The 23956-nt window shown below is 56.5% G+C and carries 19 protein-coding genes and 1 tRNA gene; 7 read left to right on the forward strand and 13 right to left on the reverse strand.

From position 1 onward, the window contains the following. Positions 1 to 6: 6 nt before the first annotated feature. Both O3S85_RS02880 and O3S85_RS02885 read left to right on the forward strand, forming a co-directional pair. The gene (locus O3S85_RS02880; RefSeq protein ID WP_269537720.1) at positions 7 to 693 is read left to right on the forward strand and encodes a hypothetical protein; all 687 of its coding nucleotides are present in this window, start codon (positions 7 to 9) and stop codon (positions 691 to 693) included. A 5-nt stretch (positions 694 to 698) separates the two neighbouring features. Next, entirely contained in the window at positions 699 to 1463 is a 765-nt protein-coding gene (locus O3S85_RS02885) for a rhamnogalacturonan acetylesterase (protein ID WP_269537721.1), read from the forward strand. Between the two features lie 182 nt (positions 1464 to 1645). On the opposite strand, the gene O3S85_RS02890 is transcribed toward O3S85_RS02885, so the two are convergent. From O3S85_RS02890 to O3S85_RS02925, 8 genes are all read right to left on the reverse strand, one after another. Next, positions 1646 to 1730: transfer RNA gene (locus O3S85_RS02890), tRNA-Leu, on the reverse strand. A gap of 73 nt (positions 1731 to 1803) precedes the next feature. Then, the gene (locus O3S85_RS02895; RefSeq protein WP_269537722.1) at positions 1804 to 3816 is read right to left on the reverse strand and encodes a hypothetical protein; all 2013 of its coding nucleotides are present in this window, start codon (positions 3814 to 3816) and stop codon (positions 1804 to 1806) included. 2 nt (positions 3817 to 3818) lie between these two features. After that, positions 3819 to 4241, reverse strand: coding sequence for an ExbD/TolR family protein (locus O3S85_RS02900; RefSeq protein ID WP_269537723.1), 423 nt, complete (start codon positions 4239 to 4241; stop codon positions 3819 to 3821). 2 nt (positions 4242 to 4243) lie between these two features. Then, on the reverse strand, positions 4244 to 4789 hold the full coding sequence (locus O3S85_RS02905; RefSeq protein ID WP_269537724.1) for an ExbD/TolR family protein: 546 nt from the start codon (positions 4787 to 4789) through the stop codon (positions 4244 to 4246). After that, complete coding sequence (locus O3S85_RS02910; RefSeq protein ID WP_269537725.1) at positions 4790 to 5530, reverse strand: MotA/TolQ/ExbB proton channel family protein; 741 nt, start codon at positions 5528 to 5530, stop codon at positions 4790 to 4792. 122 nt (positions 5531 to 5652) lie between these two features. Beyond that, a complete protein-coding gene (locus O3S85_RS02915) occupies positions 5653 to 7014 on the reverse strand; it encodes an Ig-like domain-containing protein (RefSeq protein ID WP_269537726.1) in 1362 nt (453 codons plus the stop codon). Then, positions 6906 to 9725, reverse strand: coding sequence for an Ig-like domain-containing protein (locus O3S85_RS02920; RefSeq protein WP_269537727.1), 2820 nt, complete (start codon positions 9723 to 9725; stop codon positions 6906 to 6908). Before O3S85_RS02920 ends, O3S85_RS02915 begins: the two co-directional genes overlap by 109 nt. 102 nt (positions 9726 to 9827) lie before the next feature. Next, positions 9828 to 10802 carry a substrate-binding domain-containing protein gene (locus O3S85_RS02925; protein WP_269537728.1) on the reverse strand — a complete coding sequence of 325 codons (975 nt, stop codon included), beginning with the start codon at positions 10800 to 10802 and terminating at the stop codon, positions 9828 to 9830. 85 nt (positions 10803 to 10887) lie between these two features. Here O3S85_RS02925 and O3S85_RS02930 point away from each other — a divergent pair, with 85 nt between their 5' ends. Continuing rightward, a complete protein-coding gene (locus tag O3S85_RS02930) occupies positions 10888 to 12252 on the forward strand; it encodes a DNA recombination protein RmuC (RefSeq protein ID WP_269537729.1) in 1365 nt (454 codons plus the stop codon). A gap of 74 nt (positions 12253 to 12326) precedes the next feature. Next, positions 12327 to 13292, forward strand: coding sequence for an alpha/beta fold hydrolase (locus tag O3S85_RS02935; RefSeq protein ID WP_269537731.1), 966 nt, complete (start codon positions 12327 to 12329; stop codon positions 13290 to 13292). A 245-nt stretch (positions 13293 to 13537) separates the two neighbouring features. On the opposite strand, the gene O3S85_RS02940 is transcribed toward O3S85_RS02935, so the two are convergent. The 5 genes from O3S85_RS02940 to O3S85_RS02960 form a co-directional block, all read right to left on the reverse strand. Beyond that, positions 13538 to 14278, reverse strand: a complete 741-nt coding sequence (locus tag O3S85_RS02940) for a class I SAM-dependent methyltransferase (RefSeq protein ID WP_269537733.1) — start codon at positions 14276 to 14278, stop codon at positions 13538 to 13540. A gap of 62 nt (positions 14279 to 14340) precedes the next feature. Next, a complete protein-coding gene (gene def, locus O3S85_RS02945; protein WP_269537734.1) occupies positions 14341 to 14916 on the reverse strand; it encodes a peptide deformylase in 576 nt (191 codons plus the stop codon). Between the two features lie 122 nt (positions 14917 to 15038). Continuing rightward, positions 15039 to 17141, reverse strand: coding sequence for a methyl-accepting chemotaxis protein (locus O3S85_RS02950; protein WP_269537735.1), 2103 nt, complete (start codon positions 17139 to 17141; stop codon positions 15039 to 15041). Continuing rightward, positions 17138 to 18418 (reverse strand): urea ABC transporter substrate-binding protein, encoded by a 1281-nt coding sequence (locus tag O3S85_RS02955; protein WP_269537736.1) that lies wholly within the window; start codon positions 18416 to 18418, stop codon positions 17138 to 17140. The genes O3S85_RS02950 and O3S85_RS02955 overlap by 4 nt, the downstream gene beginning before the upstream one ends. Before the next feature lie 53 nt (positions 18419 to 18471). Further along, positions 18472 to 19587 (reverse strand): ATP-binding protein, encoded by a 1116-nt coding sequence (locus tag O3S85_RS02960; RefSeq protein ID WP_269537737.1) that lies wholly within the window; start codon positions 19585 to 19587, stop codon positions 18472 to 18474. Between the two features lie 368 nt (positions 19588 to 19955). Here O3S85_RS02960 and O3S85_RS02965 point away from each other — a divergent pair, with 368 nt between their 5' ends. The 3 genes from O3S85_RS02965 to O3S85_RS02975 all read left to right on the forward strand — a co-directional run bounded on the left by O3S85_RS02965 (position 19956) and on the right by O3S85_RS02975 (position 23952). Continuing rightward, positions 19956 to 21203: a hypothetical protein gene (locus O3S85_RS02965; protein WP_269537738.1), complete on the forward strand. Its 1248-nt coding sequence runs from the start codon at positions 19956 to 19958 to the stop codon at positions 21201 to 21203. 150 nt (positions 21204 to 21353) lie between these two features. Further along, the gene (murA, locus tag O3S85_RS02970; protein WP_269537739.1) at positions 21354 to 22658 is read left to right on the forward strand and encodes a UDP-N-acetylglucosamine 1-carboxyvinyltransferase; all 1305 of its coding nucleotides are present in this window, start codon (positions 21354 to 21356) and stop codon (positions 22656 to 22658) included. A 49-nt stretch (positions 22659 to 22707) separates the two neighbouring features. Continuing rightward, positions 22708 to 23952 carry a hypothetical protein gene (locus O3S85_RS02975; RefSeq protein WP_269537740.1) on the forward strand — a complete coding sequence of 415 codons (1245 nt, stop codon included), beginning with the start codon at positions 22708 to 22710 and terminating at the stop codon, positions 23950 to 23952. Positions 23953 to 23956: the final 4 nt, after the last annotated feature.

Here is a 23956-nt window from a genome sequence, read left to right on the forward strand (position 1 = left end):
ATTTTGATGAAACTATCTATCGGCTTTAAAGCCCTTCTTCTTGCCTTTCTTGCCGCTGGGGCGCTATTCGGGCAAGCGCCTGAAAATGTTCGCGTCAGCTTCTCGATGCTTAGCTGGAACCGGACGATAAATCAGGTTTTTTACGAGGGCATCAATGGAGAGGTCGCAATACCGTTTATTCCAAATGGCGCACCGACCAAAAATTTCGAATACTACGGGCCGCTTCCGGTTTACTTTTATCAGTATGACGGTGTCGACGCGGAGGGAAATCCTCTAAAGAAAGTTATCGGAAGTTTCACGCCCAGGGCGAACGCGAATCAACTGCTGATCTTCATTCCTGATGAGCAAAGAGGTAAGGGGCTATATCGCATTTTGCCGCTGAATTTTGCCCGGAATGAAGTTGCAGATGGAACCTATCAGTTCTTTAATTTGGCAAGTTACCCGCTCTACGTGCGCTTTGGTAAAGATCAATTTAAAGTGCCAGCAGGAAAGTCCGAAGCCATTGTCTCAAATCCCGAAATCGCCAAAGGTCTGGATGTTGCCATGGCCCTGCAGGTTAGTGAAGCTCCAGGAGGCACGGAGGTTGTCTATTCGGCTGGCTGGACGCTAAAGAAGGGGCGATCTGCGCTTGTCTTCATCACCAATGATCAGGGAACCGAAGGAAGCGTGGATGTGAAACGTATATATTTTTAGTAAGCATGCTCTTTAAACACCTCACTATTCTCCGACTCTCAATTGGCCTATTGCTGAGTCAATGCCTTCTCGGTGCGCCTGAACTGACAACGCAAATTGCCACTACGACGATCTACATGGTCGGTGATTCGACAATGGCTAATAAAAGCAATCCGGATCAAAATCCCGAACATGGTTGGGGACAAGTTTTGGATGAATACCTTATGGATGAGGTCATCGTTTCAAATCATGCCGCAGGGGGGCGAAGCACACGTAGCTTTATTGCTGAAGGGCGCTGGGAGCGGGTAATCGAAGCCGTAAAGCCAGGTGATTGGGTGATCATTCAATTTGGGCACAATGACCAAAAGAAGAATAAACCTGAAATCTACACAGATCCGGAAACAGATTATCGAGATTTTCTGATAAAGTTCGTCAATGAGACGCGGGAGAAGGGCGCTCAGCCAATTCTTGCGACTTCGATTTACCGTCGCTATTTCAAGGATGGCAAAGCCCGGGATTCTCTGGGCCGGTATCCTCAGGCTACACGTGAGGTCGCTGATAGTTTGGGCGTGCCCATGGTGGACTTGAATCTGCTGACTGAGCGTTTGCTCAATGAGTATGGCGAAGAGGGATCAAAGGCGCTGTTCCTGCATTTTGAGCCAGGAGAAAACGAATATTTTCCGGATGGAAAACGCGACAATAGCCACCTTTCGGCCAAAGGGGCACGCGAGGTCGCAGCTCTATTTGCGCAAGAGGCTGCGGCGCTGAATATCGGGTTTCCGGCTAAGTAGATACGGGTAGGGCGTAAAGTTCCCGCTTTCTTTAATCACCTTGTTCAGCTTGGTAATGTCAGCGCGTTCGCTGATGCGGTTCTACTGGGTAAGGCTCGATGTTGAGCTTTAGGCACTCCTTCAATCACATAATCGAAGATGAGAGTGCTTTTAGTGGGACCAGAAAACTACTTTCTGTCGAGTGGTACCCAGGATCGGGGTCGAACCGATACTCCTTTCGGAAGCGGATTTTGAGTCCGCCGCGTCTGCCAATTCCGCCACCTGGGCCCTCGGAAAAGTTAGGAAAATGAAGCGAGGAGACTGCCTTGTAAAGCCCTTTTCTGCGGCTTGATGAAGTGTCTTAATTGCGCAAGGCCTCGGTGGGGCACATGAGCACCGAGAAATAGCAGACGGAGGGGCCGTTCTCCAGGCGAATCAGCACAGTATTATAGCCGGGCTTGAGCAGGATTGTGCGGAAGCCTTCATCCATACGCCAAGGGGAGAGGCCGGAGTCTTCAAAGACCACCAGATCGTTGATCCACAGCTTGGCCATGTCGTCACTGGCAACGGCGACTGTGACTTCCGTTGCAGTTTCGCAAAATACCTCGGTGTAACCGTAGTAAACGGCATCGCTGATTTCGTCAGGCGGATTGATGCGGATATTTTCCGTCTGTACAAAACGCCACTTCAACTCCATGTTTTCCTTGGTGAAGCGGCTTACCTTCCCAGTGTAGGTTGCGTCGAGATCGACGAGTGTTTCGGGCGGGAATTCCACTTCGAACGATTCGCGTTGGTTGGGGCGTTGCCAAGGACCGATGACGTACCAGGTATCGAGAAATATCCAACCTTGCCGCGCGGAATTTTTATCGAGGCGGCGACCAGGGACGGCTTGTGCCAGCGTGCGGTTGGTGTCGAGGTGGGCTTGTTTGGGCAGGGGGGATTCGTGCTCCATTGCGGTCTGGTAATTCATGTCTACTGCCTGGCCTTGGCGGAAGCCTTCGCCGCTCATTGAGCCACCGCCGGTCAGAGAGTAGTTCTCGGCCATGAGCGCGCGCATGTCCTGCACATTGCCCACTCTGCGCCCAGCGTTACTGGCAAGCAGATTCATTTGGGCACGCAGTTCGTTGCCTTGTTGGAGCGAGGCTTGTAGCTGCTCGCTGCTTTGTCCCTGGCCGGATTGCTGGGCGCTTTGTCCGGTCAGTGATTCTTTCCGGTTGTTTGCGGTGCGGGCCATCTGCTGAGCGGCGCTGGCCGCATTTTCCAAGGCTTCGTTAAACTGCTGAAATTCCTCGCGAGTGGACGGCTGATTCTGGCTCAACGCCTCTTGCAGGTCCGGGCCTTTGTCGGATTCCGGCTTGAAAACTTCGTCCCGCGCGCGCTGCAGGGACATGTCCTTACGATTGGCCAAATCCGCGGCCTGGCCTTCGGCGAAGGCTTCATCGACCATCTCGGACATTTCTTGAATCTGCTCGTAGAGCTCGGCCGTAGTCATTTCGTCGAGCTGTTGGTCACTGGGTAATTCGTTACCGAGAGTGGTGGTTTCGCCGTCTTCGAGCTCGCCGTTTTGGCTGGGGTCATTGGCCAGCTCGGTGTCGGCCAAGTCGGTTGTTTCGGCTTCGGGCGATTGCTCCAGATTGGCGTAGGGAGATTTTTCAAGCTGCGCCATTTCCTTGGCGTGTTCCTCCAGCTCAGCGACGAATTCCATGACTTCCTCGCGCAGTTCCATGGCGTCGGCTTTATCTTCTGCCGGGGTGCGTTGGGTGGCCTGGTTGAATTTATTTTGAAAATCTTTGGCCTGATTCAGGAGTTTGCGCGCTTCGAGGGCGGCTTCCTTGGCATCCTGCGTGGTCACGCTTTCATCCTTCTTCTGGTTGACCATTTCTGCATAGGCCTCGGCCATATCGGTGAGCTCCTGGCTGGCGGGCTCTGCGGTCTCCAGACTGTCCGGGGTGTCCTCCTGCGCGAGGTTATCGTTAAATTCCTTCATCTGCTGGGCGAGCTCCTCGGCTTTCTCGGCAAGGCGATCCCATTCGGTTTCTTTGTCGCCCAAGAGCTTTTTCTGCGCTTCCACGACCTCTTCGATTTCGTAAATGGTCTCGCGCATTTCCTTGGCTTTTTCTTTCAGCTCATCGCGTTTTTTGCGCTCCTGATTGCGGGAAATTTCGCGGACTTGTTTTTCATTGGGCTCCGGCTTTTCGATTTTTACGCGCTTAACTTTTTCACCGTCTTCGTTGGTGATCTCTTCGATCTGGGCAATGGTGTAGCGCCGTAAGTCTTCGTTGACCAACAGTGCAACGGCGAAGCCTCCCACGAGAATCGTTGCGATGACAAACGCGATCATCAAAGGCGTGCGGCTGGTAAGGGGATTGGCCATGCTTAGTCGAATTTTTCGTGATAAGTGCGCACGCCGACGTTGCGCAGGTTGCGGAAGCTGAGCGCATCAAGGACTTCTACGAGGCGGTAAAAGGGCGTGTTTTCGTCGGTATCCAAGCGGATGCGGCGCTCAGGGTCGTTGACCTCGATTATCTTTAATTCGTCGATGAGCTGGCCGATGGTGGTAGCCTCACCTTCGAGGAAAACTTCGCCCTCGGCATCGATCGCGATTGCGAGCACCGATTCATCTGGTGGCACTTCGAGCGATGAGCGCGAGATGGGCAAATTCAGGTGCTCCACCTCGCGGAGGTCTTTTTTCAGCATCGTGGTGACGAGGAAGAAAATGAGCAGCAAGAACACGCAGTCGATCAGCGGGGACATGCTGAGCGCGACATCTTCGTCGTCTTCATATACGTTGCGTGGCATGGCTAATTACCCCCTCCGCGTAGTTCGAAAAACTCGCGTTCACGGTGGCGCAGGCGTACTCCCACTTTTTCAAAGCCCTGCAGCGCAAGGGTGTCCAGGGCATCGATGACGGTTTGTACGGGCACTTCGCGTTCGGCGTCGATGCGGATCTCCACATCCGTGCCTTGCTCAGTGGAGACGAGTGCCAAGTCTTCCTCCAGTGAAGTAATTGGGCGGTAGCTGAGTCCTTGGATGGAGCGCTTGCCTTCGTTGGCTTTCAGGAACTCGCCGTTTTTGGTGATCGCGTAAATGATCACATCGTTCTCGGCCACAGGCGCGAGGGCGACGGTGTAGTCTGGCAAGACCACGGGGATCTGCTTTTCCAGCTTTTTCAGCATCGTGGTGACGAGGAAAAAGATGAGTAGCAGGAACACGCAATCGATCAATGGGGACAGGTCAACCTCGATCTCGGAATCACCACGGCGTCGGCTGCGCAAGCGACGGATGGTCGCGACGCGAGAGACGTTGCCTTTGGTGATGGGCGTAAACGCTGTGGGCGTCCGGGCCATTTATTCCTCGCTGGTTTCTTCCTGATTTTCCGGGTGGAGCCAGGGCGACATCAGCGTGTCGACGAGCTCTTCCAACCGGATGCCGTAGCTGTTAATGCGGGACTTGAAAAAGTGATAGCTCGCCAGTGCCGGGATGGCGATCATCAGGCCGAGCGCAGTCGTGATGAGCGCTTTACCGATGGAGTCCGCCAGCACCGATGCGTCGCCAGTGTCGCCCATAAGTGCGACTTTCTGGAATGACTCAATCATGCCAATAATCGTGCCCAGCAGACCGAGCAGTGGGGAGATCGTGGCAACCACCGCCAGCGGATAGGTGCGCTGGTGCTGGCGGCTGACGGTGCGGCCAATCATGTCGGTGACGCCGAAGGAGAGAATCTCAAACGGGATGTGCGTGTGCGTGGCCACGTATTTGCCAATGTCGCCGAGGACGCTGTTGGATTTGCGGCATACGCGCTCGATGGACTCGAAGTCGGCCTGTTCGGCAAACTTTTTGATGTCCTTTTCCAGCTTGCCCGGAATGAAATTTCCGGAACGCACGACCAGCAGGCGCTCAATAAAAAAGATGATGCCAATGAAGCCAACCACCAGAAGCACGACCGAAGTCGCGCCGCCTTTTAATACCTCGGCGACCCAGTCAATAGAGCCGGTGGCCTCGGTTTCGGGCGCAGCGGCGCCGGTGGTTTGAGCGAATGCCTGATGGGCAAGCAAGAGCGTAACGATAAGGGGGAATGATCGTTTCATAATGGAAAACTTTGCCGACGTTGAGCGCCGATTGCGGTCAAGTCAACTGCCGACCCACAATAAAATGTGCACCATGTTGCACACGCTGCCTGTTTGCTGGAGGTACCAATCGGCTCTATTCGCTATGGCGCTTCTTTTACACTAATCCACATAAAGCCGGGCGCGTTATCGGCCACGGGGTTAATTAGTCGGAATGTGCGGTATTCCCAATCGGCACCCGGGATGTCGTCCAGATCGTCTAGCGCAGGCAGGCCGGAAGTGAGGGCGGGGGTGACTTCTTCCACGGACATATCGCCGAATGGCGCACCCAAGTCGCTGTCGCCAAGAATCGTGTAGATCACGCCATCTATTGGAGCAGAGGTTAGTGGCGTGCCGCTGAAAGTCGCACCTAGGCGGATGGGCACGGTGATGGTCAGGTGGTATTCAGCCTCTTCTTCTTCGGCGCTCATGGCGGATTTGCCTTCGTTTACGCCGAGCCCCATCGGGTCAGTCGCCGTGGCAAAGTGGAAGTAGTTGGGCTTGCCGTCGTTGTTGGAATCCGCAGCCATCGGAGCGCTTGTTAGCGGGTCAATGCCGACGGCGTCTGCCCAGATGGTACCGGCACTGGGCACATACAGCCGCACGTTTGAGTAGCGGGAAACCGCGTTTTCATTGGCATCGTCATCCTGCACAAAAATAAGGTAGCGGAAGTCCCCCGTGAAGTAACTGCCGACAGGAACCTCGTAGTGTTTTTCAGTGGGAGAGCTGGCACCGTAGTTATCCAAGTTAAAGTCAGCCCAATTTTGCGTGCCCCAGATTTGGACGGTGTGCTGTGGGTTCAGATCGCTCAGGTCGTTATCGAATCCGATGCCCTGAATTTCTGCCTCAGTTTCACTTTGGAAATCGAACGAGAGCACGGTGTCGGCGGTGATGTTGACGTTGCTCAAATCGACCATGAACCAGCCGTTGCCGGTAATCTCAATCGTGCGCGAGCCATAGACTGTGTGGGTGCCGTTGGACAATTGACCGTCGACATAAACTTCCGGCACAATACCGATCACTGTGCCAAATTGGTTCACCTTGAGCGCGGTGGTGACGACGCCAAGGGTAACCGTGGTCGCGGGTGATTGCTGCAAGCCGTCATCCGCATAGTAGGTGAAGCTATCCGTGCCCTCGAAGCCGTTTTGGGGTGTGTAGGTGAAGGAGCCGTCGCTGTTGAGGCTGAGATTGCCGTGAGCTACGTCTTGCACCAATACGGCGGTAATCGGCTCGTTGTTGGCGTCGGTGTCGTTGCCGAGCACGCCGGGCGCATCAATAAAAAGCTGGGTATCGACCACGACTGTGTAGTTGTCCGGCGTCGCCACTGGAGGTTGCGCGGTGTCGAGCTCGTTCACGGTTAAATTGAGCGTTTCCAGGCCACTACCACTGATGGCGAAGACAGCGCTGTCGCTGGAGATATCGGCATCGTAGGGGCGGCAAAAGTCACTGTTTGCGCAATGCTCCAATTGCTGCCGTCGAAGTCGAGCGAAGCACCGCTGGAAACGCTCAGGTCGGTATCACCGGAGGTACGCGCCACGCTCAGAGTGATCGGGGAGGCTGGTGGGGCCGAGAGGCTGACGCCGATGCTGGCCTCGCCTTCTTCCGCAACATCGACCGATGTCGCGCTAGCGATAATGCTTGGCGTGCCGGAATCTGTTGTCATGTAGCCGCGCAAGGAAACGTCTTCGATGGCGTCGTAGTAAACGACATCGGTCAGTTTGCCTACGCCGACTGAAGAGCTACCGCCGGTATGCCAAAAATGCAGGCGAAATTCGACCGGCTGGTCCTGGTTTTGTAAGATCCCGACCGCGCTGGCGTCGGCAGTGTCGAGTGTGCCGGCATTGTCGCCATAGCCGCGACCGGTGACGTTGCCCAGCTCCAGAGGGACGACTGCATGGCTCGCAAAGCCGTCCGCGCTGGCGCGGAGCTCGTAGAAAATATTATCTCCGCTGTTGCCGCAAATGCCGAGATTGATCCGACTGATGTTCATGCGGTAGCCGGAATCCGGTGTCACGGTCCAGGTAAAATAGTTGCTGTTTTCATCGAGCGTTGAGCCGATGGAACGTGAGGTGTAGCTGTCTTTGCCGGGCCAGCTGGAAATAATATCGGTGCCCGGCCCACCGGCGATGGCGGTGCTGCTCATGTGGCTTGCAGCGTAAACCGGATTTTGTGCGGAGGTCGTGCCGTCCGGGTATTCCCAGCCCAGTAAGGTGTCGCCAATGGCATCGGTGGTGAAGGTAATCGTCGCCGGTTCGCTGACGGTTACCCCGTCGAACAGGATAAAAGTTGCCGTTTCGGTTCCGCCTTCGTCGCGCTTGGAAACGTAGTAGGCTTTGCCGCCCCACCAACGAATTTGGCCGCTGTCGGGGTTGTCGACCAAGATGGGCGTAAGCGTGTCGCCATCGGCGTCGCTACCGGCAAACTCAATGAGCAGCGGTGTGTTCATTTTGCCGCTCACGATGAGGTCGTCCGCAACGGGCGGTGTGTTGACCGAGCCGTCGGCTTTGGCCAAGGTGAAGCGACCATGGCTTTGCTCTTCGTAAACGCCGGTGGGCACGGTTACATTGGCGACGGCGCGAACTTGAAACCACGTTTCAGTGTCGTCAGCCGCAGGGGCGCTGTAAGTCGTCGCGGTGATTGGTGTGGTGGTCAATCGCGAGTAAACGCCGAGGCGCGTGTCATTCTTATAAACATGGTAGCCAATAAGATCGGCAGCGGGGGAGGCGGTCCAGCTGAGCTCGATATTGGCGGCGTCGGTGCGCGTGATAGAGAGGTTGCTGATGGGCTCGACATGGGCTACGCGGACGGTTGGGTCGCCCATCAAGTTATTGGAAACATACGGCGTGGGCAGTTCGTCACTGCGAAACTCATAGTCGCGCGCTTGGGTGTAGGTAAATGTCGCGGTGTCGGGATCGTAGCTGGAGGTGTAGCGCGCATTGAGCAAGTCGTTCTGCGTATCGATGACGCACTCGCCAATTGGTCTACCAGCGGCGAGCTTGTGCAGATACCAGGCCGGGCGTCCGCCCCAGAGCGCCGTCAAGCCCCAGTCGGGCTGGGCAAGCATGCCGCGCATGTTGTTGTTGCTACTCCAGAATTCCTGGATGTGGCTGCGGAAGCAGGCGGTGAAAATAGCTTTTTGAAAACCATCACGCGCAGCCTCCCAGCTACTGGTGCGGTTGCCGAACGCGACGAGGTAGGACTCCTCGCCGATGATGGTGTCAAGGTTGCCCGAGCTGTTCCAGTTACCCGTGCCAACCATGGCTTTCAGTGTGGCATTGGAGGCGTAGAGGTAATGTTCGTCGCCGACATAGTTCTGGTAACTCACGTTGCGGTGCCGATTGCGGTAGGCGTGTTCCTTGTGGATGTAATCGCGGAGGTATTCGCCCTCGGTCTTCTTGAAAGCACCCATATTGTGGAAGGTCACGCGGCCGGTGCGAAGGTCGATCTCGGACGGGTAATAAGTTTCATCGTAAATGCCGTCGCCGGGTGTGTAGATGGAGCTATCGGCCGTGTCGTCCCATTGGCCGTCGATGTCGCCGTAAAAAAGATCCGTCTCGTGTGGATGTGCGGCGTGGCCATCGGGTGCCAGATAGCCGGATTTAACCATTTCCACAGCCCCAAAGATGAAGAGGCTGTTGATCTCCTGATTGGCCGCGACCGCGTCCTGAATGGCGGTGCGCAGGGCTTCGCCGTTGCCCGCTCCTTCGCGATCCCAGTCCAGGCGTTCGACTTCCCAACCATCGGCGGTTAAATTTAATTCCAGCAGGCGAAGCTCTTCGGCGAGCTCGGTCGCCCAGGTGTTTTCCACCACGAGCAACACCGCGCCGCGCGTGTCTCGTAGCGGCGCTTCAATCGTCGCCACAAAATGGGCAAGTCGGTTGTTGCTGCCGCTGGTGGTCAGCGAGCGCACGGTGTATTCGTAGGTGTTGCCAGTGACGACGGTGTCATCGACGAACGGCGAGCTGGCGTTGGCGGACAGCTCTGTCCAAGTATCAATGCCGGCCAGATCAATGTCACGGCGGAGCACCTTCACTGTGTTGCTGCCTTGGCTGTTCCAACTGATACTAACCTCAGGTGTTGCGCCAGTTTGCACAGCGACGTCAAGCGAGATCGCTCCTTGGATTAATTGACACGCCAACAGCAAGGCCAGCACGGACAGTAAACGGGAAACAAGCATTTTCGTGGGGGATCGATCGGGGGATTGATGCGAATTACAGCATTAATCTATTAATTGTAGCCCCGCCTATGCAAGCCTGAAGGATAACGACTTTGGTAAATACTACTGCATCCAGATCGCCCAGTCCTGAGCGACCTCATCGAGCCGCTCACGGGTGACGATTTCGCCGCCAAAGCGGTAGGTGTCCTTCTCCGGAGTTACCTTCAAATGTATGGCGTTGATGGCGATCTCCATCGCGCTTTTTCCCCAGCCAAAGTACGATCGGGTAACTAGCGCATTGACTTGGCCCTGCGCGAGATAAGCCAGTGACTGCGGCAGTGCGTCGATCGCAACACAGACTTCCTTGCCTGGTTCCCAGGGCAGAGGCGTGGCACTCATTAGCGGCCATGGGCCAAGAAACACCCAGCCATCGAGCGCTTCATCGCGGTCGCCGGCCTGGACTTGGTGAATCAAATTTATCGCCTCACTCACATCTTCCTCTCCGGAGTAAACTTCTGCAATGGAGAGCTTGCCGACTTGTCCGGCCATGTCCTGAAAGCCATCAAGGCGCTCTTGGTTAATGGGGTTGGTGAGGTCGCCAGCGAACACGGAGATTTCGTCGCCTTGCTTAAGGAGGGCCGCTGCCGCTTCGTAGGCGCGCATGCCGAGCAAGCGGTTGTCATTTTCGATGGTTGCCAGGTGGAAATCGGCCGGTCCCTCGCTGTCGATGGTGATCACGTAAACGCCCTGCCGCTTCAGTAAATCCAGTTCCTCGGACAGCGCGTCGGCATTGGCGATGTCGATAATAACCGCCTTGGCTCCCTCGACGAAGGAGTCGCGCAGCGCTTGTTTTTGCCCGTCCGGCGTAACCGGTGTCAGGTCGGTTATGGTGATTTCCAGCTTGTACTGGTGTTCCAGGACATCGGCTGCTGCGCGTGCGCCATGCATTATGGCACCGTTGGCGGGATTGTCGCGCTTCTCGCCAATGAAGACGACCGTGTAGCGCTCCCAGATTTCGCGTGGACGCGCGGCCGAGAGATCGACCATGCTGAAAGCGGCGAGAAAAATTATCAGGAAAATGGGGATGCGTCGGGTCATTGGGTTGCTTTATCGTTGCCAGCCACGGGAAGCTTGGACGGGGTAGAATGCCATAAGTTCCAACATGGATGCAATAACGGGCATAGTGATTTTTATAGTGGGCCTCGCCGGTGGTGCCGGGGGCGCGTGGTTGATGCTTAGCCGTCAGATTCAGGGGGCGCGAGAAACGGCGCGATCCGAAGCCGCGACCGAGCTGGCCTTGGCGCGTCAGCAAGTCGAGCAGTTAACGGTCCGGGCCGGGGCGTTGGAAAAAGAGGTGGCCGAACGCACACAGCATTCGAACGACTTGGCCTTGCAGTTACGCGAAATTGAGACGCTGCGCCAGCAGGAACGCCAATCACTGGAGGCTCAGGTGCGCAATTTCGAGGAGGTGAAGCGTCAGCTACTGGAGTCGTTTAAAGGCCTGTCGGCAGACGCCCTGCGCGCGAATAGTGAAGACTTTATTAAGGCGGCAACGCAAACTCTGGGCCGTTATCAGGAGGGTGCCAAGGGTGATCTGGAGAAGCGGCAGCAGGCGATCAACCAGTTGGTAAAGCCCATTGGCGAGTCGCTGGAAAAAGTCCGCCTAAACATCACTGAGATCGAAAAAAAGCGCGAGGGTGCCTACTCGGGCTTGCAAGAGCAGCTCAAGCACATGCTCAGCGCGCAGCAGAGCTTGCAGTCGGAAACGGCGAACCTCGTCAAGGCGCTGCGCGCGCCGCAGGTCCGTGGTCGTTGGGGCGAGATGCAGTTGCGGCGAACGGTCGAGATGGCGGGCATGATTAACTACTGCGACTTTTTTGAGCAGGAAAACGTCAACACCGAAGAAGGTCGTTTGCGCCCGGATATGGTCATCCGTTTGCCCAACAGTCGTCAGGTGATCGTTGATTCCAAGGCCCCGCTCGATGCCTACCTGACGGCGCTGGAGGCGGACAATGTTGACGAGCAACGTCGCCGCCTAGCCGACCACGCACGTCAAGTCCGCGATCACTTGAAGAAGCTTGGCGAAAAGCGCTATTGGAGCCAGTTTGAGTCGACGCCGGAGTTTGTTGTCCTCTTCCTGCCGGGCGAAACATTCTTCTCCGCCGCACTGGAGCAGGACCCGACGCTGATTGAATACGGTTCGGAAAACCGCGTGATCCTTGCCACGCCGACAACGCTTATTGCGCTGCTGAAGGCAATTCACTACGGTTGGCGGCAGGAGGAAATCGCCAAGGAAGCCAAGAAAATCAGTGAGCTTGGCAAAGAGCTTTACGACCGCATCTCGACCTTTGCAGGCCACTTTGACGACATGCGGAAGGGGCTCGACCGCGCGACGAATTCCTACAACAAGGCGGTGTCGTCGTTTGAGCGGCGCGTACTCGTTTCCGCGCGCAAATTTAAGGACTTGCACGTGACCACTGCCAAGGATTTACCCGAAGCCGAAGACGCCAATATACAACTGGAGCAACCACCAGCGCCCGAGGAATAATCCGTGCTCGAAAAGATTTGCGGCATGCGAATAGATGGGCCTAGCTGCTTGATATCGAACCCTAATAAATTGTTATGCCAGCATTCGATTACCCGCTCGATAAACTGAAAACCTACATGGGCCAAAACCCATGTCCGTCTGATTTCGACGCGTACTGGGAGGAGGCGCTCAATGAAATGCGCGCGGTCGATGCCAAGCCAGAGCGTGTCGCCGCAGATTTTACTACGCCGTTCGCTGATTGCTACGAGCTGTATTGGACTGGCGTCGGCGGTGCCCGGGTGCATGCGAAATTGGTTATCCCGAAGCACATTCCCAAGGGTGGCTGTCCGGCGATCTGCCAGTTTCACGGCTATAGTGGCTGGAGCGCTGAATGGACCGGGTTACTGTCAATGGCGGCGTCGGGCTTTGTCATGGCGGCTTTGGATTGCCGCGGTCAAGCCGGTGAATCGCAAGAGATTGTTTCCGCAAACCTGAGCACTTTCAAAGGGCACATTATTCGCGGCCTTCGCAATGGACCGAAGGACTTGGCATTCCGCTCGATCTTTCTCGATACCGCGCAAATGGCGGGCCTCGTGATGGACATGCCAGAGGTCGATGCCAGCCGCGTGGCCAGCCAGGGCGGCAGCCAGGGTGGGGCATTGGCGTTGGCTTGTGCCGCGCTGGAGCCACGTATCGCGAAGGTCGTTTCGCAGTTTCCCTTTTTGTCCGACTACCTGCGTGTTTGGCAGATGGACCTTGCCGAAAACGCCTACGAAGAGCTGCGCGCATTTTTCCGCCAAATCGATCCACTGCATGAGCGTGAGGAGGAAATTTTCAATTGGCTTGGCTATATCGATGTCAAGAACCTCGCCCCGCGCATCAAGGGCGACGTGCTGATGGCGATCACGCTGATGGACAAAATCTGCCCGCCATCCACCCAGTTCGCGGCATATAATAATATCCACTCCAGCAAGCGTCACTTGATCTACCACGACCATGGACACGAAGGCCTGCCGCACTGGTCCGACCACACCTATCGTTTTTTCCAGGAATGGATGTAAGGCGGCGGTCGCGGGCTGCATTGGCGCAACTTTACAGGTAGGGCATCGGTGCCGCGTGTCGCACTTTTAGGTAGCGAAGAGGTGCCGAGCAACGCACTTTTGAGGTAGCGCAGGCGCGTCTCGCGCCGCACCCCACAGGAGTGGTCCCTTCGCTGGTGAAGAGAACAACCTTCAGCATGGGGTGCGGCGCGAGACGCGCCTGCGCTACCTGATTGGGGGCACTGGCTAGAGCATTTTCAGCCGCTCTATCGCCCGATGATCGGTTTGATGCCCCCGAAGGCGGCAAAGCAGGAATTTTTATGCAAAATGTCCACTGGCCGGAAGCCCACGCGGTGCATGAGCTCAATCTGGAAAGTGACCGAGCGCGGGGAGTCTTCCTTATCGATGTAGGCAAAGACTTTTTCCGCGTATTCGGAGCCACCGAGCTCACTTAAATATTGGCCATAGCGGTTCCACATCAGCGCGTGCACGCTGCCAGACTCATGGGCAACGAGGTCGGTAATCCAAAATGAGCCGCCGGGGCGAAGCAGGTGAAAAATCATTTCAAAGGCCGCCGCCCAGTCGTCATCATCGCGCAAATGGTGAAGCACGGCGGCGGCGATAACGACATCGAATGAGTTCGTGGGAAAGGCGATGTCGCGGAAGTCACCCTGATAAACGGTGATCAGGCCAGCGTTTTCGGCGGAAATGCGCTCCTCGGCACGCTCCAGCATCGGCAAGGATAGGTCGCAGATGTCGCAATCAAAGTCCTGGCCGTATTCGCGGCGGAGCTTGATGGTGTTGTTCGCCGCACCGCAGCCAATGTCGAGCACGCGGCGAATGGTGGGCGTAGCGGCGATAGCGGCCTGCGTGATGAGGTCCATCGCCAGGGGCGCGTCAATAGTCGCGGCCTGGCCGGTTTCCAAATTGGAGAAACGCTCGACATCAGCATCGAACCGGGTGCGAATTTCGTCCAGTGAGGACTTCTCATGCAGTGGCGTGGCCATGCATAATTATTGTTATATTTTCGTGGATTCGTCAATAACCGGGTGCGAAATCCGCGATTGGCCTAACCGTATTTTTTGAGCCAGTCGCGGGTGGACCGCTTCAGCTTCTTAATGCGTGTTTGCAGCGGGCGAAGCGTTTGCGGCGTCATGTGGTCGATGAAGAGCACGCCGTTGAGGTGGTCGTTTTCATGGAGAATCACGCGAGCGAAAATACCATCGCACTTAACCTCGTGATGGTTGCCTTCGACGTCCTGAAATTTCATTTCCACGTAGGTGTCGCGCACGACGTCGCCGCGAACACCGGGGAAGGAGAGGCAGCCTTCTTCGTAGGGGGCCGACGGCTCCTTGGTGACGATTTGCGGGTTTACGACTACCATCGGCATGATGAGATCCAATGGCGGCGTCTTGCCATCGAGCTCGTAGAAAAATTCCACCGGTCGGTCGCCGAGCTGCAAGTCCATGACGAAAATCTGCTTGGCCACATCGACTTGCTGCGCGGCCAGGCCGATGCCTTCCTCGTCATACATGGTATCAAGCATGTCCTGCGCGAGCTTCTTCAGCTCGGCATCAAACTCGGTGACGGGCGCACCTTTCTCCCGCAGGATCGGCTCGCCAAATTGGGTTACTCTAAGAATCATGGGTTTAAAACTCGGAGCGTTCCTTTTAGTAGGCTTTTAGTCAATGCCTCAATGGTTGGTGCTGTATCGGAACTCCATTTGCGTCCATACCGAGGTCTGTCTATGGACACTTCCACACCGTCCTACGTCTGAAACCGCGTGATCTCGGAGCGCAGGACGTCGGCGCTGCGCTTGAGGTTCATGATCATGCGGTTGGTTTCGCGGACGGCGTTGGCGGTCTGCTGGGCGGAGGAGCTGAGCTGGCCCATGGCGACGTTGATCTGGCTGGCACCTTCGGCTTGGCTTTCCATGCCTTCCAAGATCATGTCGAAGCGCGGGGGCAGGCCTTGGACTTGTTGAATAACGTCAGTCAGGCGGCTGCTGATGTCGATAATCTCGCTGACGCTGTTGTCCACTTTATTGGAGAACACACCCATATTTTTGACCCCCGTTTGCACGGCGGTGAGCATGTCCTGCACACTTTGCTCGATTTCCAAAGTGGAGGATGCTGCCTGGTCGGCTAGGCGTCGAATTTCAGTCGCAACCACGGAGAAACCGCGACCGTGCACACCGGCTTTTTTGGCCTCGATTGAGGCGTTGAGCGAAAGCAGGTTGGTCTGGTCAGCCACTTTGGTCATCGTGGCGATGACACTGGTAATTGCGTAGGCGCGCTGGTTGATCAGGTTGAGCTGCTCGGATACGTCGTCATTGGCCGCCCCAAGCTCTTTCATTGACGCTTGGAGCGCGGTCAGCACATCGAGACCAGCCTCGGCCTTGAGTGCGGTGCTCAGCGTGACTTCGTTTACCTGCTTCATTGTCTGCGCGAGCTCGCGTGAAGTTGTGGAAATTTCTTTCGCGGTCGCATTAACCTCGACCGAGGCGGTGCCCGTTTGTTCGGCGGCGGTTACCTGCTGGGAGGCCGATGAATTAAGGTGCGAAGAGGTGCTGCTAATCTCTTCTGCGGTCACCTTCACCTTGCTGACCAGTGACTTCAAATTGGCGGACATGGTTTGTGCGGCAGCCGAAAGTTGGCCGATTTCGTTGCGTGCCTTGCAACGAATGTCCGCTGTCAGGTCACCTTGGGCGAGGCGATTGGCGGCATCAGTCAGGCTGGCGATCGGTTGAGTGATGCCGCGCGACATGAGGATCGCGGCGATAAACACCACCAGCAGGGTGATGCCCGCCACGAGCATGGAGGCCTGCAAGAGATCATTAACCGGCCCAAAAACTTCATCGCGGTCGATTTTGAGCACGAGGCCAAGGCGGAGATTCGGCAAATAATCCCAGATTGCGACGACTTCCTTGTCGCGGTAGTCGACATCCAGCGCGCCACCACTCATGCCGCGAACTGCGCGTTGAGACGGGTTCAGCGGCTGGCCCTTGGGGGGATCGAAATCCGTTATTTTGGTAAAGGCCGCCGTGTCTTCAGTGCGCAGTTTATTGAGCGCGACAATACTGTCCCCACGCTGCGCCAGAAACATCACTTCGCCGGTTTCACCGAGCCCGGTCGTGTCTTCGATCACGGAGAGCAGCTTCTCGTTCTCCGGCACGAGGGCCACGGCACCCAGCAGAATACCGTCTTCGAAAACCGGGCTGGTAATGAATAGTGCGGGTTCGTTGGTCGGTGGAAAAATATCGTAGTCGCCAGCTTGGGGGCTCATCAAGCGAATGGAACTTTCAAAAGACTTGGCGAGCTGGTTATCGATGTTTTCCGGGCTGCGCAGATCGCGGTTTTCGACGGGCAGGGCGGGGTTACTGTAAACAACGACGCCCTGGTTGTTGATCAGCAGGATTTGCTTGAAGCCCAGCTTGATGCGAAGATCTCGCACGATGGGGCGGGCAAACTCCGAAACTTCCAGATATGTGGCATTTTCTTCAATGCCAGGCAGGTCATCTTTGGTGACTTCGCCCAGGTAAAGCAGGCTGTATTGCACGGCTGGGCTGTCGGCGACGAGGCCTACGATGTTCTCAACCTCCTCCAAATAGTTGCGAATTTCCTCAAGCTGGAGGCTGGAAATGGCTTTCAGGTATGAGCCTTCGGTTTCGAGCAAAGCCTCTCGCGCGGCCATGTATTGCACCACGCTGACGATGATTAGCGGTGCCATCGCGATCGTGATGAAGTAGATCATGATCTGCCGGAACAAACGACGGCCAGTCAGCGGCTTCTTTGCCGATTCGTCCGCGCTCTTGGCGTTGTTGGCCGAGCGGCGTTGCGTCAGCAGGGTGTGGCTGGGGTGATCGCTCATTGGGCAGGTGCGCTCCATTCTCCATTCCAGCCTTGCTTGAGCATGGCCAGATATTCATCCCAGGCTTCCATGGGGCGAAACATCGGGTAGGGGGCAGGGCGCACGGGGGCGTCGCTTTCCCATTCGATTTCGAACTGGCCCTCATTGGTGATTCGGCCAATGCGGGCAGTCTTGTAAAGGTGCTGGTTTTGCGGATCGATAAATACCATGCCGCCGGGGGACTGGAAACTGCGGTTGCCGATGTGCTCACGGACGGCTTTAGCGGAAGTTGCTTCGACCGGGATAACGTCCTTGTTTTCGCTGGCGTGTTTCACCGCCTCGGCCCAGAGGTAAACGCCGCTGTAGGCCGCGACAATCGCATCCGTAGTGGTGGCGTCTTTGCCGTAGGCGTTCTGGTACTTTTTTACGAAGGCGCGGTTTTCGCGAGTCGGGATGGACTGGAGGTAATTCGATGCGGCATAGTCGCCCTCGAGCAAGCGCTTGCGGACGCCCATGCGATCGAGCATGTTCTCATCGATGCTAAATGAGATCGTCGGAATGGCATCGCTGGTGATCCCGGCTTCACGCAGAGAGTGGATAAACGCGCCATTGGTGTCGCCGTTGATCGTGTTGAGGATGAAGTCCGGCTTCATATCGAGGATTTCCTGGGCGACCTCGTCGGTGTCTTCGGAGCCGAGTTGCAGATAGCGCTCACCGACGATCTCCCCGCCGAGCGCGCGGACTTGGTCTTTGATCACTTCGTTGGCCGTGCGAGGGAAAACATAATCTGAACCGACGAGGTAAAAGCGGTTCGCGCCTTTGTCCTTCATCGCCCAATAAACGGCGGGAATGATCTGCTGATTGGGCGCGGCTCCGAGGTAGACGACATTCGGTGAGCTTTCGGCCCCTTCGTATTGCACCGGGTAGAAGAGCAAACCATCGTTCTTTTCCAGAACGGGAATCATCGCCTTGCGGCTGGCAGATGTCCAACCGCCAAAAATGACGGCCACGTTTTCATCGTTCAGTAAATCTTCAGCTTGTTTGGCAAAGACACGCTCCTTGGATTGGCCATCGCGCACAACGGGTTCCAGGCGGATACCGGGCAGGTAGTTACTGTCGTTGATTTCATTGATGGCGAGTTGAACCGCGTCGATGACGGGCTTCTCGGAGTTGGCCATGGTGCCCGTCGAAGAATGGAGGATGCCGACTTTGACCGTCTCCTCTTTCTTCTGATCGCCGCAACCGGAAAATGCCAGAAGGGCGAGCGCCAACCAACTAAGCAGAATAGTGCGAGTCATCGTCGAATATGATTTGCCATGGCGTCGGCGGCTTCAACTCAAAAGGCGCTCGGTTATGCCTCGGATTTTGCTGCCGGTTGTTTGCGGGGCAGGCTGATGATGAAGGTCGTGCCTTTGCCGGTTTCCGTTTCAAATCCGATTTTGCCGTGATGCGCTTCGACGATGGATCGGGCGATAGCCGAGCCCAGGCCTGTGCCGCGGCTTTTGCCATAAGTGACAAATGGCGTCCAGAAGGTGTTGCGAATTTGCTCAGGAATACCGCCACCGTTGTCGGTAATGGTGATTAGAATAAAGTCTCCTTCCGGGCCGGCCTTGATTTTTATGGAGCCATCCGGCTGATCGGTGAGGGCGTCCACCGCGTTGCCCACGATGTTTTGCAACACACGCAGGAGTTTGTTTTGTTCACCCTCGAAATCCGCGCTGGTGACGTCGAGCTCGATCTTCAAGTTGTCCTTGGCGAATGAGGGCTCGTTGAGATCTTTGAATTTCGCGATCAGCGCATCGAGCTGGACGGTCTCGATGAAGAGCTTTTGCTCACCCCGGGAGAATTCAGAAAGCTCGTTGGCCATTTCCACCATGCGGTCGACCTGGGCCGTGATATTGTTGCAGATCTTGATCGTTTTTTGGTCTTCTCCGTGGCGATTTTGGATCATCTGTGCGCCGAGGCCAATCAGCGTGAACGGGTTCTTAAAGTCGTGGATGATGCTGTTAACCATCGTGCCGACGAGGCTCATTTTCTCCTGCTGGAGCATGTCGTCGAGGTAGTGACGTGTCGTCTGGTGTAGGTGGTTGACGATGCTGCCCAGGATTTGCTCGATCGGGCCCGGGGTTCTTTTGATAAAGGTTAACAGGTCCTCGCGGTATACTTTGGCAATGCTGACGTTGCCCTGCGCAATGGCGCTGAGGGACCGTGGAGCGCCGGTAAAGATGCCAATCTCGCCGAAAAAGTTACCTTGTTTGGTGGTGGAAATTACACGGCGCTGCTTGTCTGGCGTTTCGGCGGCAAAGGTCACGACACCGTCTAAGACCAGGCAGAGGCTATCAGATGGGCTGCCTTCGAGGAAAATCACTTCCCCGTCGGAGTAGTGGTCGACGTCAGCCTGGTCAACCAGTTGCATGACACTCTCCTGATCAGAATTTCGGAAAAACGGATGGTCGTTCAGCTTCATGTAGCGAGACGATTAATGTAGTCCAAAATATTTGGAGACACGGTCATATGCTGGCACTCTAGTCTCTAACGCTGACAGGTCTAGCCCAAAAACGCGCTACTCCCGCAGGATGAGGAACTTCTGCTGCTTGGCGCGGTCTCATTTATTCGTTGATTGATCGAAGTTCATTGCAATATGCCCGATGACATCTGTGGCACCCCGGTGTTTTTGCTTGAATGATTTTAGTGAAAGCCTATCACAGGAGTCTTTTCGGGACGTCGGATGGAATATCCGCCTACAGCCATTGGCTTCCCACCCCGAATTTGGCCCGGCGCCTCTTAATTAACGACTCACGGCGGCCGGCCATTGCACAACACCAAAAACGAAGTATGCCTTCATTCGAACACACTAATTCGCAGCCTAAGGCGCGAGAGGACGATCATTTTCGTCCCGGTGAAGATGCGTCTGAGAAAAAGGACGCCGCCGAAGAACAAGCCAAGGCAGGCCTTGGTCAGGAAGCCCTATCTTGGGGTGACCTCGCCAAAGAACCCGAGCCGGAACCCATCGAGGAACCGAAGAAAGCTCCGGAAAAAGCAGCCTCCCAAACGGCTGAAGCCGATAAAAACGTCCTCGCGGAAGAATCCGTGGACGAGTTTGACATGTCCGGCTTCGACATCGCGGCTGAAGAAGCCGCCCCGGAACCCGTCGCCGAAGCCTCTGTTGAGGCAACTGCGGCGGATGCCGAACCCACCAAGGAAGAACCCGCTGCCGAGGCCCCCAAGCCTCAGCGTATTGACGACAGCGATTTGCCGAATCCCGGCCCCGCGCTGTTGCAGAACCGCGAGTCGCTGGCCAAATACGGCCCCGGTCGCAAGCGCAACCGCCCGGAAACCGCTGGCGAAAAGTCCAAGCTGCCCGCCGGCCATCCCGGCTTGGTGGAGACACCGGAGGCTTTTAAAGAGAAGCTGAGTGGCCGCTTTGCCGAAGGTAAGCCTGAGCGCAAGCCGCGTCGTGATCGCGAGACTGAGAAACCTAAGGCTGACAAGCCTGAGAGCACCACGGACGAAGCCGCCAAGGCCAAGCCCGCGGACGGTGAATCCTCCGACGAGGCGACCAAGCCCAAGCGCAAGCGCCGCCGCCGGAGCAAGAAAAGGACCGACGGTGATGCCCAGCAGCAGGACGGCCAAAAGCCAGATCGCCAGCCTCAGCCGAAGCAAGACCAACCGCAGGCAGCCAAGCCCCGGCAGGCAGCTCAACAGAGCAAGCCGCAGCCAAAGGCCAAGGCCGCTCCGGAGCCGACTGGCTTTATGGGCGCGGTCAAAAAGTTCTTCAGCTCGCTCTTTGGTGCGCCGGCCACGCCGGAAAAGCCGAAGGAGCAGCCCAAGGACAAGGCCCAATCTCGCAACGACGATCGTCCGCGCGGCAAGAGTGGCCAAAACCGTGGCAAAGGCGGCCAGAACCGTGGTCAGGGCAACCGCCAGGGCGGTGGTCAGAATCGCGGTCAGGGTGGTAACGGACCCAAGGGCCAGGATGGGGATCGCCCCAAGCGTCGTCGCGGTAAGCGCGGCGGCAAGAATCGTCGCGGTGGAAATCGCCAGGGCGGGCGCGATAACCAGCCGTCCGCTCAGGAGTCCTGAGCTCTCTTCAGCGAAACTTTCAGCGTCATCCTCAGTTGGGGATGGCGCTTTTTTTGGCTCAGCGAATTTAAGTCATTGAACCCGTGGCGGGCTTGTTTTTCGATAGCGGGAAGATTGGTGCGATGACCGCGCCGACTGCTGTTTTTACCCATGGATGTTTTTAAGATTAACGGGGGGCGCCCCCTACGTGGCGAGGTGACCGTGAGCGGTGCCAAAAATGCCTGCCTACCAATTTTTGCCGCTACATTGTTGACCGGAGAAACCTGCGTCATTGAGAACGTGCCGAACCTTTCCGACCTGCGCTTCATGGCGGAGATTATTGAAAATCTCGGTGCGAAGGTTGAGAGGCCGGACAAAAATACCTGGCGCATTACGGCGGCAGACATCACCCACCGCGCGCCGTATGAGCTCGTTCGCCGCATGCGCGCCAGCGTGTGCTTGCTGGGTCCCTTGGTCGCACGGTTGAAGAAGGCCGAGGTCTCGCTGCCGGGTGGTTGCGTGATCGGACCGCGTCCGATTGACTTGCACCTGAAGGGGCTGAGCAAGCTGAATTGCGATGTGGACGTGCGCGCCGGCTATGTCCACGTTAACGCCAAGCGAGCGCGGGGAGGGCATGTCTTCCTGGGTGGCCGCCATGGTAGCACGGTTACCGGCACGGCCAATATTTTGATGGCAGCTGTGCTCACGCCCGGCATTACGCGCATCGAGTCCGCCGCGTGTGAGCCCGAGGTCGTGGACTTGTGCAAGATGCTGCTGTCCATGGGGGCCAAAATCAAAGGCGTTGGCAGCCATTGCCTCACGATCGAAGGCGTGGACAAGCTTCACGGCACGACCTACCGCGTGATCGATGACCGTATCGAGGCCGGCACTTACCTGATTGCCGGTGCCATGCTGGATGCGGATATTACCGTAAACGGCGCGCATGCCGAAGACCTCTCCGCGCTGCTCGACAAGCTGGAAGAGGCGGGGGCGAATTTCTCCATCGAGCTCGGTGGACGTATCCGTATCAAAGGCACACCGGGCACGCTGTCGCCGGTGGACATCATTACGCTGCCGCATCCTGGCTTCCCGACGGATTTGCAGGCCCAGATGAGCACCCTGATGGCGGTGACGCCGGGCTTGTCGATCATCACCGAGCGCGTTTACCCGAACCGCTTCATGCACGTGCCGGAGCTGCAGCGGATGGGGGCCGACATCGCGATCGAAGGGGCCAGCGCCATCGTTAAGGGCCGCCGCAACCCGCTCTCCGGCGCTCCCGTGATGGCCAGTGATTTGCGTGCTAGCGCGGCGCTGATTCTCGCGGCGCTTTCCGCACACGGCGAGACGTGGGTGCAGCGTATTTACCACCTCGACCGCGGCTACGAATCCTTTGAGAAAAAATTGCAGGCGCTCGGGGCCGATGTGGAGCGACTCAAGCAGGAAGAGATGCCCAAGGACTTGTCTGCGGATGGGTAGCCTGATTGGCAAATCGTTGCCGTTTGGATGGCTGATGCAGTTGCGCTGCATGCTCTTGGCACTGCTCGTCTACGGACTGCCGACTTCCAGCCCGGCAGTCAACACGCCGGAGGATTGGTCGCTCGCGTTTGAGGTGCCCGAAGGGTGGGAGGCAGAGCTATTCGGCGGTTTGGCCGATTATTTCGAAATCAAAAAACTGGACGGCTCGGCTGACCTGTTGCTCAAGGTAGAGCGGAACCTCGACCTCAACGAGGAACAGCTTTCGGCTGAAATGACTGTCCTGGCGGACGATCCCGTGAACTGGGAAATCGATGGTGCTAAGTTTCGTGGAAACTCATTTGGGGAGTTCTCGAACGATACATCCAAGGGCAGCGTTTCTTTCTACCTGACGGACGGCCATCAGTTCATCACGGGCAAATATAATGGGCCCCGGGAGGATTGGCCAGAGGTCCAGCGTATGCTGGAGTTAGTGGAACGTTCGGCGTGGAACACGCTAGGTGAGGGTGCTTTACTCGCGGAGAAGTCCAACGGAGCTGGCCTGAAAGCGACGTTCTTTTCGCGCACCGGCTGGCGCGACCGGCTCACTTACCATCTATCCATCTTGCCCGAGGGCGCCAACGCATTGCTGACCAATGGCAATGTCGCGATTTTGGATCAGCCGATTCCAGATTTTAGTTGGACCGATGAGAAAATACTCGCCGTCAATGTGCCGGATTCAGCGCGCGTTTTTTACCGAAACCGGGTGCCCACGATGGTCGATGCGGCGGTGGATTTCTCCGATCTGGCCCCTGGTTTCATTAAAAAGGAACGGCCGGACGACACCGAACAGGCCATTGAGTTTGCGCTACCTGAAGGCTGGGAGCTGAATTACGACCCGGAGGATGGCGGTTATTACACCCTGGTCAGCCAACAAGCTGAAAAGGCCGCCATTTGGCTGCAGCCGATTACTGGTGTATTATCCAACAGCGTGGAGTCCGCACAGCTACAGCTCAACCTATTCATGGAATTTTATCCCCGCCAAGTCTCGGTCGACAACGAAGGCCAGTTAGAGGTCATTGAGTTGGCGCGTCACTCGATCGATGGCAAACTGTTTTCGGGCAAAGCGGCGATGGCCACCATCCGTAGTTTGCAGGACGGCGATACTTACTGCATCGGTTATTATTATATTGTCTCGGGTGACTCACTTTTCATGGGCCAATTTAGGGGGAGCACCGCCGTCTGGAGCACGGTGAAAAGTATCCTGGCTTCGGCCAAACCCTACGTGCCAGACGAGACAAACTCCGTCGGGGAATAATCTT

The sequence above is a fragment of the Cerasicoccus sp. TK19100 genome, assembly GCF_027257155.1.
GTDB classification, from domain to species: domain Bacteria; phylum Verrucomicrobiota; class Verrucomicrobiia; order Opitutales; family Cerasicoccaceae; genus Cerasicoccus; species Cerasicoccus fimbriatus.

Excerpts from the sequence above, each read along its gene's own strand:
- O3S85_RS02880 (WP_269537720.1), top strand. The coding sequence starts at position 7 with ATGAAACTATCTATCGGCTTTAAAGCCCTTCTTCTTGCCTTTCTTGCC.
- O3S85_RS02885 (WP_269537721.1), top strand. The coding sequence starts at position 699 with ATGCTCTTTAAACACCTCACTATTCTCCGACTCTCAATTGGCCTATTG.
- O3S85_RS02895 (WP_269537722.1), bottom strand. The coding sequence starts at position 3,816 with ATGGCCAATCCCCTTACCAGCCGCACGCCTTTGATGATCGCGTTTGTC.
- O3S85_RS02900 (WP_269537723.1), bottom strand. The coding sequence starts at position 4,241 with ATGCCACGCAACGTATATGAAGACGACGAAGATGTCGCGCTCAGCATG.
- O3S85_RS02905 (WP_269537724.1), bottom strand. The coding sequence starts at position 4,789 with ATGGCCCGGACGCCCACAGCGTTTACGCCCATCACCAAAGGCAACGTC.
- O3S85_RS02910 (WP_269537725.1), bottom strand. The coding sequence starts at position 5,530 with ATGAAACGATCATTCCCCCTTATCGTTACGCTCTTGCTTGCCCATCAG.
- O3S85_RS02920 (WP_269537727.1), bottom strand. The coding sequence starts at position 9,725 with ATGCTTGTTTCCCGTTTACTGTCCGTGCTGGCCTTGCTGTTGGCGTGT.
- O3S85_RS02925 (WP_269537728.1), bottom strand. The coding sequence starts at position 10,802 with ATGACCCGACGCATCCCCATTTTCCTGATAATTTTTCTCGCCGCTTTC.
- O3S85_RS02935 (WP_269537731.1), top strand. The coding sequence starts at position 12,327 with ATGCCAGCATTCGATTACCCGCTCGATAAACTGAAAACCTACATGGGC.
- O3S85_RS02940 (WP_269537733.1), bottom strand. The coding sequence starts at position 14,278 with ATGGCCACGCCACTGCATGAGAAGTCCTCACTGGACGAAATTCGCACC.
- def (WP_269537734.1), bottom strand. The coding sequence starts at position 14,916 with ATGATTCTTAGAGTAACCCAATTTGGCGAGCCGATCCTGCGGGAGAAA.
- O3S85_RS02950 (WP_269537735.1), bottom strand. The coding sequence starts at position 17,141 with ATGAGCGATCACCCCAGCCACACCCTGCTGACGCAACGCCGCTCGGCC.
- O3S85_RS02955 (WP_269537736.1), bottom strand. The coding sequence starts at position 18,418 with ATGACTCGCACTATTCTGCTTAGTTGGTTGGCGCTCGCCCTTCTGGCA.
- O3S85_RS02960 (WP_269537737.1), bottom strand. The coding sequence starts at position 19,587 with ATGAAGCTGAACGACCATCCGTTTTTCCGAAATTCTGATCAGGAGAGT.
- O3S85_RS02965 (WP_269537738.1), top strand. The coding sequence starts at position 19,956 with ATGCCTTCATTCGAACACACTAATTCGCAGCCTAAGGCGCGAGAGGAC.
- murA (WP_269537739.1), top strand. The coding sequence starts at position 21,354 with ATGGATGTTTTTAAGATTAACGGGGGGCGCCCCCTACGTGGCGAGGTG.
- O3S85_RS02975 (WP_269537740.1), top strand. The coding sequence starts at position 22,708 with ATGCTCTTGGCACTGCTCGTCTACGGACTGCCGACTTCCAGCCCGGCA.